Raw genomic sequence first — 11,385 nt, forward strand, 5'->3', positions numbered from 1 at the left:
AGAGGAATTGCCACAAGATACGATAAGCTAAAACGTAACTATCAAAGCGCTGTTGCTTTAGCTTGTATATTTATATGGTTGCCTCTTTAGCTCAATTTATCGGCTGTAAATGTCAACACACCCTAATATGGAAAGCTTAACGCAGTCACAAATACATATTGATCCACGCGTTTTATTACTGGCGAAGTCATCGGAGTCAGCCGAATGAAACAACTCTACAACCCAATTACATTACACCAATTATTTACACGTTCGCAGCTCACCATCTTTGCTTTAACTTTTACGATTTGTTCTGCGATTTTTTTGGTGATTTCCACCTATACCATGCATACATATGCAAAAAACAGCTTAACGATTTTATCGAACGCGATAAACGAACGCGTTCAACCTGCTGTGGTCTTTAATGACCAAACAACGATGCGTCAAATTTTAAATGAATACACCCAACTGTATCCTATTCGCTCTATTGAAATTACAAACCATCAAAATGCATCGCTTGCTCATGCCGAGCAACAAGAAATTTCAACATTTTCCAGCCAAGCGATTTTGGATTATTTCTTTTTTAGCCAACCGATTCGTTTAGATATCCATCATGATCAGAAAAGTTATGGCGAACTGATCGTATATGGAAACTCTTCAGATTTAGTTAGTTTCTTCCATAAAATTTTGCTGGGTTTATTTTTAGGTTTCATTCTTTTATTGGCTACTGTGTTTTGGTCGGTGAACTCTGTTTATCAATACTTAATGCAATCCGTTCGCTCTATTGTTGAATCAGCTCAAACCATTAGTATTAAGAAAGATTATAAAATGCGGGTTTCAAACTCTGATATTCAAGAATTACACGCACTCAGTACCGCCTTTAATGGTTTACTTAGTGAAATTGAACAGTCAAATAAAAACTTAATTTCAGAAAATGACAAGCTAATTCATCTAGCACGTCATGATGCATTAACCCAATTACCAAATCGCAATTATTTTTATGAAAAGCTGTTTGAGCTATTTGACTTACAAGCGAACGCTGCCGTGTTCTTTGTCGATATTGAAAACTTTAAACATGTGAATGACCAATATGGACACTTAGCTGGGGATGCTGTACTGCGCGCCTCATCACACTGTTTAAAGCAAGCACTGCCAGATGATGCTTTCGTTGCGCGACTCGGTGGTGATGAATTTGCAATTATTATCAATCGTTTAAATTTCTTGACAGAACTCGAAGTCTTTTGTCACAAAATACATGAATGCTATGGCTCCACATTTGTTTATGAGCAACATAATATTGCATTACAAGCTAATATTGGTGTGGCACTGATCCAAAATGCGAAATCACCAGGAGATCTGATCGCAGATGCGGATCGCGCCATGTATGATGCTAAACTTTCGAATAATCATTGGTGCATTGCACCACAACGCCCCAACTCATAGGATTTGCTATGTTAAAGAACGCATTTAAAGTTTTATTTATACTTGCATTCACGGCCACTATGACAGCCTGCATGAGTTTAGGTAACTTAAGCTACAAACAAGCACGCATGCTTAAAAAAGAAGGTTTTGTCTTAACCAATGATGGTTGGACACTTGCCCTACCAGAACGTCTTTTATTTGGTTTTGATGATTATCAAATTCAACCCCACCAACAAGGCAAGTTAAATACACTTGCCACTCAACTGATTAAATATGACCTAAACAAAATTAAGTTTATTGGTCATACGGATAATGTTGGACAAACCAATTACAACCAACAACTGTCAGAAAAACGTGCGCAAAGCGTCGCAAACGTCTTCTTAAAGCAAGGTTATAACAGTTCAAATATTCAAATTATTGCCCGTGGTGCTGAACAGCCGATGGTTTCCAATGACACCGAAACAAATCGTGCCATCAACCGTCGTGTAAATGTCACGATCATTCCCTAAATAGTGAAATATAAAAAAGCCACCATAAGGTGGCTTTTTTATTGTGTTTATAAATTTTAGGCATAAAAAAACCGCTAAATGCGGCATCTTTTTTTACAGTATTGCTTTTGAGATAAATGGTCGGAGCAGTAGGATTCGAACCTACGACCCCCTGGTCCCAAACCAGGTGCACTACCAGGCTGTGCTATGCTCCGCTTTCAACTTTAAAAATTGGGGTGAATGATGGGATTCGAACCCACGACAACCGGAATCACAATCCGGGGCTCTACCAACTGAGCTACATCCACCATCATGTTCTTGCTTGTGAATAACCAATATAACGCATTTTAAATTACAGGCATAAAAAAACCGCTGTATGCGGTATCTTTTATCGACCGTTTTCTTTAAGAAAATGGTCGGAGCAGTAGGATTCGAACCTACGACCCCCTGGTCCCAAACCAGGTGCACTACCAGGCTGTGCTATGCTCCGAATTGGGGTGAATGATGGGATTCGAACCCACGACAACCGGAATCACAATCCGGGGCTCTACCAACTGAGCTACATCCACCATCACAACAAGTTTCAGATTCTAGTATCAGAACACCATTAAAATGGCGCGCCTGACAGGATTCGAACCTGTGACCATCCGCTTAGAAGGCGGATGCTCTATCCAACTGAGCTACAGGCGCATTACCGATGACATAGACTATCACGCGATTTTTGCCTTGAGAAATTGGTCGGAGCAGTAGGATTCGAACCTACGACCCCCTGGTCCCAAACCAGGTGCACTACCAGGCTGTGCTATGCTCCGTTTCATCTCAGCTTTCGCTGTATCGCATATCATGCGGTACGGTGTGCATTCTAGGCGTGACGTTGATTAACGTCAACACCTATCTTCAAAAAAACATAAAAAATCATTTCAAGCGATTATTTATCAAGCACTTTAATCATTTTTCAAGCAAAAATTAACGTTTTAAACTGGCACTGAAATTCAACATCCGATCTAAAGGCAATTTAGCACGCTCAGCGAGCACTGGATCTACGAAAATTTCTTGATCGCCTTTTTGTAAAACTTCGAGAATGCCATCTAATTCATTCATCGCCATCCAAGGACAATGCGCACATGAACGACAAGTCGCTCCCTCACCTGCCGTCGGTGCTTCGATGAGAATTTTATTTGGTACAGCTTGCTGCATTTTGTAAAAAATACCACGATCTGTTGCCACGATTAAACGTTCGTGTGGCAAGGTTTGTGCAGCCTTGATCAATTGCGAGGTGCTACCGACGGCATCTGCAATATCCACCACAGATTCTGGTGACTCGGGATGCACCAAAACTGCTGCATCAGGATACAACGCCTTCATATTGTCAATACCACGTGCACGAAATTCTTCATGGACAATACATGCCCCATCCCATAGCAACATGTCTGCACCGGTTTTCTTTTGAATATAGCGACCGAGATGCTGATCGGGTGCCCAAATAATTTTTTCACCTAAACTATCTAAATGCTCAACAATTTCAACAGCACAGCTCGAGGTTACCACCCAGTCTGCACGTGCTTTCACTGCCGCCGAGGTATTGGCATATACCACAACCGTATGATCCGGATGTGCATCGCAAAATTTGGTAAATTCATCGACAGGACAACCCAAATCAAGTGAGCATGTTGCTTCTAGGGTTGGCATCAGTACGGTTTTTTCAGGAGATAAAATCTTTGAGGTCTCCCCCATGAATTTCACCCCTGCAACCACCAACGTCGTTGCTTCATGATCCCGACCAAAACGTGCCATTTCAAGTGAATCCGAAACGCATCCACCAGTCAGTTCTGCTAATTCTTGCACTTCAGGATCACAGTAATAGTGTGCAACAAGGACAGCGTTACGCTTTTTGAGTTCCGCTTTAATTAATTCAAACTTTTCAAGCTTTGCAGCTTCCGTTAAGTGATGCTCTTTAACATCGCCCAAACGATCCAAATGCGCTTGTACAATTGATTTTGCTTCATTTGCAATTAAGTTGTTTGCATTATTCATCACAACGTCTTCTCTACCCTTAATGCCTGCTACTACACAGGTGCTTCACAACTGACCCATAAATATGGCACTTGGCTATTTTTTACCGGTCATTAAAAAGTTCCACTTATAAAAAAGCCTCACAACGGAGGCTTTTCAAAAACATCAAATACCTTATGAACGGTAATCTGCGTTAATCTTGACATAGTCATACGACAGGTCACAGGTATACACAGTATCTCGAGCACTTCCACGTCCTAAATCTACACGGATCGTGATCTCAGATTTTTCCATCTCTGCAGCCCCTGCTGCTTCGGTATAATCTGCTGCGGCACCACCGTCTTTACAGATTTGAACATCACCTAACCAGACCTGAATTTTTTCAACATCTAAGTTTGGCACACCGGCATAACCAATAGCTGCCAAAATACGGCCCCAGTTTGGATCTGATGCGAAGATTGCAGTTTTAACCAACGGTGAATGTGCAATGCTATAAGCAATATCGCAACATTCTTGAGTATCTGCACCACCTTCTACCGCCACAGTAATAAACTTCGTCGCACCTTCACCATCACGGACAATAAGCTGTGCAAGTCGTTTCATCACACGTGTTAACACGTCTAAAACAGCAGCATAACGTGAATCTGTTTCTGAAGTAATTTCTACGCCACCAGCTTGACCCGTTGCAATCAAAATACATGAGTCATTCGTTGAGGTATCACCATCCACTGTAATACGGTTAAACGACAGGTTAACTGTGGTTTTCAAAAGCTGTTGCACTAACTCACGACTAATGGGTGCATCCGTTGCTACATAACTCAACATGGTCGCCATATTTGGACGAATCATGCCTGCACCTTTAGAAATACCAGTCATGGTATACAGAACCCCATCTAGCTCAAACTGCTCAGATGCACCTTTAGGTGTGGTATCTGTGGTCATAATGCCTGTTGCCGCATCCAACCAAGCATCTTCTTGTAAACTATCTAATGCGGGTTGCAAGCCTTGAACCAAACGATCAATAGGTAATTGCTCGCCAATTACACCCGTTGAAAAAGGAAGGACTTCTGTATTTTGAACACCTGCCAGTTCCGCCAGTTTCGCACACGTCGCTTCAGCATTTGCCATACCGATTTTGCCAGTACCGGCATTGGCATTTCCGGTATTAATCACTAGATAACGTGGATTACCTGCTAATAAGTGTGCTTTCGAAATATGCACCGGCGCTGCACAAAATGCATTTTGAGTAAAAACGCCTGCGACATTAGAACCCTCAGCAAATTCAAAAATGACTAGGTCACGTCGGTTCTGATAGCGCACATACGCTTCAGCCGAACCGATTTTTACACCTTTCACCACATGCATCTGTGGCATAGATACGTCACCAACTGCCATTTTTCAACGTCCAACTATATGAGTTATAAAAAATACAGCTTAGTGCAAATTCTATAAAAAATCGAGCAGAAGCACGGTTTTGCTGTAATTTTATTGTGGATTTCTTTTGCGCATAAAAAACCAGTCTTTCGACTGGTCTTTATCGCTGTTCGTCGTAAATTAGTTACGCGCCAGCTGAGTTGCTTCATCAAGAAGCACTTGTTTCGCTTTTTGTTGACTCGCAGCAGAAAGTGCTGGGTTTTCAGCCACAATACGGTCAGCATTCGCTGCATTGGCTGCTGCAATTTTCGCAGTTTGCAATACGATCGGACGATTTGGATTGGCAAAGGTATAACGAATACCCGTACGCGGGCTTGCTACAGTCACTTGACCGTCAGTACCAACCTGTACTTGAGTTGTTGTTGGACCAACTGCTTGTTGAACTTTCTCGACAGAAGTCGTCTGAGGAGCGTTTGCAAAGGCAAAAGTTGGCAAAGCCAAAGCAGCAATCATGAACGGTTTTAGTACTTTTTTCATTGTCTTTTCCGTCTTACGGTTATTGATAGAAACTAAATAACATTTAATCTGCTGAACTGCAAATACTATTCAGGTCAGATCAACAGTACAAATAAAAAATCAGAGCCTTCGTGCTCTGATTTTTTTGAAATTAAACAATGTCGTTTAGATTTTACCGTGACATTGTTTATATTTCAGACCTGAACCACATGGGCACGGTGAGTTACGGCTTTCTGGCGGAACAATCACTTGCTCTGCAGGGGTATACTGCGCATCGATAATGTCGTCACCATTAGCTTCAGCCAATAAATTATCAAAGTCATTGTGTGACAATTGAAGATTCATTGATTCTGCTTGAGCCTGTTTTTGAGCTTCCATTTCTGCAAGTTCTTCGGCTGTTGGCACATGAATACGAGATAGATCTGTCACGACATCGGACTTAATCACGGCAAGCATGTTTACAAATAAGTTAAAGGCTTCTTTTTTGTATTCTTGCTCAGGATTTTTCTGCGCATAACCACGTAAATGAATCCCTTGACGTAAGTAATCCATCGCTGCCAAATGCTCTTTCCAATGGCGGTCCAATGAATTCAACATAAAGTGACGTTCTAGCATTGCAGCCGTTTCGTCACCCATTTGTGTACGACGTGAACGGTAATGCTGAAGAACTTCATCAGTAATACGTTCAACCAAAGCTTCTTCATCTAAACGACGATCTTGCTCTAGCCACTGCGAAATTGGCAATTCAATCGATAGATCTTCACGAAGTGCTTTTTCAAGACCTTCAATATCCCACTGATCGTGAATAGACTCAGGTGGAATATATACTTCGATCATGCCTTTAGTCACATCGTGAATCATTGTTTCGATGTAATCTTGCAATGATGCTTCTTCAAGAATTTCATCACGTTGAGAGTAAATAATCTTACGTTGCTCGTTGTTTACGTCATCGTATTTCAATAGATTTTTACGAATATCGAAGTTACGTGCTTCAACTTTACGTTGTGCATTTTCAATCGAGCGTGACACCATTTTATGTTCAATGGCTTCATCTTCTTTCAGACCCATGGCACGCATCATCGCAACCACGCGATCACCAGCAAAGATACGCATCAAGTCATCTTCAAGCGACAAGTAGAACCGTGATACACCTGGGTCACCTTGACGACCCGCACGACCACGTAACTGGTTATCAATACGACGAGATTCATGACGTTCTGAACCAATGATGTGTAAACCACCAGAGTTCAACACCATGTCATGATTTTGTTCCCACTCAGCTTTTAAACGCGCTTCATCTGCTGCCGTTGGCTCTTCAATCTTCGCCAGTAAGGCTTTCCAGTTACCACCCAACAGAATATCGGTACCACGACCGGCCATGTTGGTAGCAATCGTCACTGCACGCGGTGAACCCGCTTGCGCAATAATATCCGCTTCACGCTCATGTTGTTTCGCATTGAGCACTTCATGTTGAATGCCAGCTTCTTTCAGCTTATCTGATAAAATTTCAGAGGCTTCAATGGTTGCTGTACCAATCAGAATCGGTGCAACACCTGCTTCATGAACACGTTGAATTTCTTGAATGATGGCGTTGTATTTACCTTCACGGTTTAAATAGATTAAATCGTTTTGGTCATTACGAATCATCGGGCGATGGGTTGGAATCAGTACAACATCCAAGCCATAAATTTCTTTCATTTCTGCAGCTTCAGTATCTGCAGTACCCGTCATCCCTGATAATTTCTTATAAAGACGGAAATAGTTCTGGAATGTGGTGGTTGCCAAAGTTTGGTTTTCAGGTTGAATTTCCAAACCTTCTTTTGCTTCCACTGCTTGATGCAAACCTTCAGACCAACGACGACCCGGCATGGTACGACCGGTGTTTTCATCGACAATAATCACTTCACCATCATTGATGATGTAATGCACGTTGCGTTGGTATAGGTAATGCGCACGAATGGCCGCAGAAACATGGTGTACCAAGTTCAAGTTTGCAGATGAATATAGACTTTCACCTTCAGCAAGCAAGCCCATTTGAATCAATTCAGCTTCAACAGTTTCATAACCGACTTCGGTCATTTCTACTGAGCGCTGTTTTTCATCAATCCAGAAGTGACCGCCATCTGGCACCTTCTCTTCTTTTTGTGCATGAAGTTTTGGTGGGATGCTGTTAATTGCGGCATACAACTGAGAAGAGTCTTCTGATTGACCAGAAATGATCAACGGTGTACGTGCTTCATCAATCAGGATCGAATCGACCTCATCGATGATGGCATAGGTTAAGCTGCGCTGTTTTTTCTCAGCAGCAGAAAACACCATGTTGTCACGCAAGTAGTCGAAACCGAATTCGTTGTTGGTACCGTAAGTAATGTCTGCACGATACGCTTGAGCTTTTTCAGTTGGGTCTTGCATTGAGTAAATAATCCCAATGCTTAAACCTAAAAATTCGAATAATGGACGGTTTAATTCAGCATCACGTTGCGCCAAGTAATCGTTCACCGTAATCACGTGAACACCTTCACCATTGATCGCATTGAGGTAACAAGCAAGCGTTCCCATGAGGGTTTTACCTTCACCGGTACGCATCTCTGCGATCTTACCTTCATGTAAAGTAATACCACCAATCAGCTGTACATCATAATGACGCATGCCCATGACACGCTTTGCAGCTTCACGACAAACAGCAAACGCTTCAGGTAATAATTTATCAAGGCTGTCGCCTTTTTTATAACGTTCTTTGAATTCTTCAGTTTTTGCAGATAAGTCTGCATCGCTTAGAACAGATATCGTCGGCTCGAGCGCATTAATCTTCTCTACGATTTTACGCATGCGTTTGAGTTCGCGCTCATTTTTGGTACCGAAGATTCCTCCGATCAGACTTGCCAACATGAATAGACTCTCTAAATCTTGCTTGTCAAATGAATATATTTTCTTAGTCGTTATTATGGTGCTAGAAATTCGAAGTACAAGGGTTTTGCACAAAAATCCCCTTAAATATTCTGCGCTCGGGTTCTAGCCCCGGAGACTTAAGGCAAGCTAATGTAACAAATTTTCTGCAGACAACATAGTGACTCTGTCGTGAGATATTTCGCATTTATCCCCCAATAAAACTGTTTTATATGAAATATATTCATAAAGAAATGAAAAAACACTATTTTTAATCATAAAAAAAATCCTTCATATTTATTTTTGAGTTAAACAAATTCAATAAATACGGGGATATTCCATGACGATTCGTTTAGGTGATACTGCACCAGACTTTACTCAAGACTCAAGCGAAGGCAGCATTCATTTTTATGACTTTTTAGGTGACAGTTGGGGCATTTTATTTTCGCATCCAGCCGATTACACCCCAGTCTGCACCACAGAACTTGGATTTACCGCAAAACTAAAAGATGAATTTAGCAAACGTGGTGTCAAGGCCATTGCCCTGTCTGTTGATGATGTTGAGTCGCATCATGGTTGGATTAATGACATTAATAATACTCAAAATACCACGGTGAACTTCCCGATCATTGCAGACAAAGACCGTAAAGTGTCTACCCTTTATGATTTCATTCACCCCAATGCCAGCGAAACATTAACTGTTCGCTCTTTGGTGATCATCGATCCAAATAAAAAGGTCCGTTTAATCATTACTTATCCTGCATCTACAGGGCGTAACTTCCATGAAATTTTACGTGTCATTGACTCTTTGCAACTGACAGACAACCATAAAGTTGCAACACCGGCCAACTGGCAACAAGGTGAAGATGTGGTGATTGTGCCGTCATTAAAAGATGAAGAGGAAATCAAACAACGCTTTCCTCAAGGATATAACGCAGTTACGCCTTACCTTCGTTTAACGCCTCAACCTAAGTGAGGATAAAACGGAGCATTACGCTGTCCGAGCGCAAGATAAGAAGCTCTGCTGTGAGTGACCAAAGCGAAGGTACAAATTTAACTATTTTTAAGTGCAGCACCTGAGTCAACTAAAAATCATAACCATAGTTACTTATAGTTACTTATAGTTTTCCCCTCAGAACGAATGATGAGCCCGTTCTGGCATTCTCCAACCTGCTCATCTTCGGATGAGCTTTTTTTTGATTACAAATTCCTCTCTGGGATTAGATTGGTTAAACATCACAATTCCGTTATAACTAAGAAAAACTTGAAAACAACAAACCGTGATTCATCAAATTCATCATTTACATTGTGGTAGTTTTTGTCCAACGTGTGCCCCTTTATTTGGACAGAAAGGCTTTCGCGCACATTTGGTCTGTCATTGCCTGCTCATTGAAACCGATAAAGGGCTCGTCTTAGTCGATACAGGACTGGGCTTACAAGATTATTTGCATCCACAAAATCGTTTAGGTCGGTTTATTTCACGCACAGCGCAGATCAAATTTAATCCGCAACTAAGTGCGATTCATCAAATTCAAAAATTAGGCTTTAAGGCTCAAGATGTTCAACACATTTTGTTGTCACACTTAGATTTTGATCATGCTGGCGGGATCTCTGATTTTCCGCAGGCGACTGTGCATGTCTTAGCCAGTGAATATAATGCCACTCAAAACCTTCATAGCTTAAAATCACGACTGCGCTATCGACCACAGCAATTCCAACTGCATCGTTATTGGAATTTTATCGAAAGCATCGGGACGCAAGCATGGTTTAACTTAGAACACACTGCCGGTCTGTCTATTTTTCAAGATGACATTTTAATGCTTCCACTTTTGGGACATACCGCTGGTCATGCCGGTATTGCGATTAAAAATAACCAGCGCTGGTTGTTATATTGTGGCGATGCTTATTACTCACAGCATCAATTAAATCCAAATTTTCATTCGCGGGCCTTAAATCAGCTTGAGCGTTTATTTGCCACCGACAATACACAGCGACTGCACACACTTCATAAGATTCAGCAGTTAGCACAGCATCCGGACATCGATCTCATCTGCGCACATGACCCATTCGAACTCGCTCGCTATCAGAACACAAGCAATGACCGCTAAAATCCTGCCAATGATCCTCCTTAGTGTTAGCTTCAGCTTCACGGGTTGCATGACATCAAATCCATTACCGTTAAATGAACGTCCTAAGCATTGGGGAAAAGTCGTTCATCAACAGCATAATTTTTATCAAATCAGCCCAACGCTATTTCGCAGTGAACAACCTAATGCAGATCTCGCCCCTGTTCTACGAGAACAGCACATCGATGTGATCATAAATTTACGTTCACGGCATCATGACCCAGAACGCTTAAACAATGTCATTGATACGCAAAAGATTAAATTTGTACATATTCCGATACACACGTGGCAAATCGATCGTGAAGATTTACTGACGGTGATGAAAACTATAAAAGTGGCTGAACAACAGCAGCAAAAAGTGTTAATCCATTGCTACCACGGCTCAGACCGTACAGGCGCGAGTGTGGCAATGTACCGTATTATTTTTCAGCATTGGTCCATTGAGGAAGCAAAGCGTGAAATGAAACAAGGTGGCTATGGCTTCCACCCTATTTGGAAAAATATAGACCGATTATTCAGCCCTAAAAATGTAAGATGGATTCAGCAGCAACTACTGAATCCATCTTATTAAAGGTCATTCC

The 11,385-nt window shown here is 41.6% G+C and carries 9 protein-coding genes, 6 tRNA genes and 1 pseudogene; 6 read left to right on the plus strand and 10 right to left on the minus strand.

Going from position 1 to position 11,385, the window contains the following annotated elements; all coding sequences use genetic code 11:
* From FTT94_RS11625 to FTT94_RS11635, 3 genes and pseudogenes are all read left to right on the plus strand, one after another.
* Positions 1–90 (plus strand): annotated as a pseudogene (locus FTT94_RS11625) (IS5/IS1182 family transposase); the annotation flags it as partial.
* 114 nt (positions 91–204) lie between these two features.
* Positions 205–1,422 (plus strand): diguanylate cyclase domain-containing protein, encoded by a 1,218-nt coding sequence (locus FTT94_RS11630; RefSeq protein ID WP_180170836.1) that lies wholly within the window; start codon positions 205–207, stop codon positions 1,420–1,422.
* An 8-nt stretch (positions 1,423–1,430) separates the two neighbouring features.
* Positions 1,431–1,910, plus strand: a complete 480-nt coding sequence (locus FTT94_RS11635) for an OmpA family protein (RefSeq protein ID WP_168378784.1) — start codon at positions 1,431–1,433, stop codon at positions 1,908–1,910.
* 117 nt (positions 1,911–2,027) lie between these two features.
* On the opposite strand, the gene FTT94_RS11640 is transcribed toward FTT94_RS11635, so the two are convergent.
* From FTT94_RS11640 to secA, 10 genes are all read right to left on the minus strand, one after another.
* A tRNA-Pro gene (locus FTT94_RS11640) sits at positions 2,028–2,104 on the minus strand.
* 17 nt (positions 2,105–2,121) lie between these two features.
* Positions 2,122–2,197, minus strand: a tRNA-His gene (locus FTT94_RS11645).
* Between the two features lie 105 nt (positions 2,198–2,302).
* Positions 2,303–2,379, minus strand: a tRNA-Pro gene (locus FTT94_RS11650).
* A gap of 3 nt (positions 2,380–2,382) precedes the next feature.
* A tRNA-His gene (locus FTT94_RS11655) sits at positions 2,383–2,458 on the minus strand.
* Positions 2,459–2,502: 44 nt separating this feature from the next.
* Positions 2,503–2,579: transfer RNA gene (locus FTT94_RS11660), tRNA-Arg, on the minus strand.
* Positions 2,580–2,624: 45 nt separating this feature from the next.
* Positions 2,625–2,701 (minus strand) — tRNA-Pro (locus FTT94_RS11665).
* 154 nt (positions 2,702–2,855) lie between these two features.
* Positions 2,856–3,923, minus strand: a complete 1,068-nt coding sequence (gene nadA / locus FTT94_RS11670; protein ID WP_180113367.1) for a quinolinate synthase NadA — start codon at positions 3,921–3,923, stop codon at positions 2,856–2,858.
* Positions 3,924–4,076: 153 nt separating this feature from the next.
* Positions 4,077–5,297, minus strand: coding sequence for a bifunctional glutamate N-acetyltransferase/amino-acid acetyltransferase ArgJ (gene argJ, locus FTT94_RS11675; RefSeq protein ID WP_180064009.1), 1,221 nt, complete (start codon positions 5,295–5,297; stop codon positions 4,077–4,079).
* Between the two features lie 159 nt (positions 5,298–5,456).
* Positions 5,457–5,813, minus strand: coding sequence for a hypothetical protein (locus FTT94_RS11680; RefSeq protein ID WP_078191213.1), 357 nt, complete (start codon positions 5,811–5,813; stop codon positions 5,457–5,459).
* A 144-nt stretch (positions 5,814–5,957) separates the two neighbouring features.
* A complete protein-coding gene (gene secA / locus FTT94_RS11685; RefSeq protein ID WP_180170837.1) occupies positions 5,958–8,681 on the minus strand; it encodes a preprotein translocase subunit SecA in 2,724 nt (907 codons plus the stop codon).
* 337 nt (positions 8,682–9,018) lie between these two features.
* Here secA and FTT94_RS11690 point away from each other — a divergent pair, with 337 nt between their 5' ends.
* The 3 genes from FTT94_RS11690 (at position 9,019) to FTT94_RS11700 (ending at position 11,375) form a co-directional block, all read left to right on the plus strand.
* Positions 9,019–9,654, plus strand: a complete 636-nt coding sequence (locus FTT94_RS11690; protein WP_078194127.1) for a peroxiredoxin — start codon at positions 9,019–9,021, stop codon at positions 9,652–9,654.
* A 304-nt stretch (positions 9,655–9,958) separates the two neighbouring features.
* Complete coding sequence (locus tag FTT94_RS11695; RefSeq protein WP_180113370.1) at positions 9,959–10,786, plus strand: MBL fold metallo-hydrolase; 828 nt, start codon at positions 9,959–9,961, stop codon at positions 10,784–10,786.
* Between the two features lie 49 nt (positions 10,787–10,835).
* On the plus strand, positions 10,836–11,375 hold the full coding sequence (locus FTT94_RS11700) for a dual specificity protein phosphatase family protein (RefSeq protein ID WP_373686034.1): 540 nt from the start codon (positions 10,836–10,838) through the stop codon (positions 11,373–11,375).
* Positions 11,376–11,385: the final 10 nt, after the last annotated feature.

This window comes from Acinetobacter sp. YH12027 (assembly GCF_013420085.1).
GTDB classification, from domain to species: domain Bacteria; phylum Pseudomonadota; class Gammaproteobacteria; order Pseudomonadales; family Moraxellaceae; genus Acinetobacter; species Acinetobacter amyesii.

Bases quoted from the DNA above. Each gene is read 5' to 3' on its own strand.
- FTT94_RS11635 (WP_168378784.1), top strand. From the start codon at position 1,431: ATGTTAAAGAACGCATTTAAAGTTTTATTTATACTTGCATTCACGGCC.
- FTT94_RS11630 (WP_180170836.1), top strand. From the start codon at position 205: ATGAAACAACTCTACAACCCAATTACATTACACCAATTATTTACACGT.
- secA (WP_180170837.1), bottom strand. From the start codon at position 8,681: ATGTTGGCAAGTCTGATCGGAGGAATCTTCGGTACCAAAAATGAGCGC.
- nadA (WP_180113367.1), bottom strand. From the start codon at position 3,923: ATGAATAATGCAAACAACTTAATTGCAAATGAAGCAAAATCAATTGTA.
- FTT94_RS11680 (WP_078191213.1), bottom strand. From the start codon at position 5,813: ATGAAAAAAGTACTAAAACCGTTCATGATTGCTGCTTTGGCTTTGCCA.
- argJ (WP_180064009.1), bottom strand. From the start codon at position 5,297: ATGGCAGTTGGTGACGTATCTATGCCACAGATGCATGTGGTGAAAGGT.
- FTT94_RS11700 (WP_373686034.1), top strand. From the start codon at position 10,836: ATGACATCAAATCCATTACCGTTAAATGAACGTCCTAAGCATTGGGGA.
- FTT94_RS11690 (WP_078194127.1), top strand. From the start codon at position 9,019: ATGACGATTCGTTTAGGTGATACTGCACCAGACTTTACTCAAGACTCA.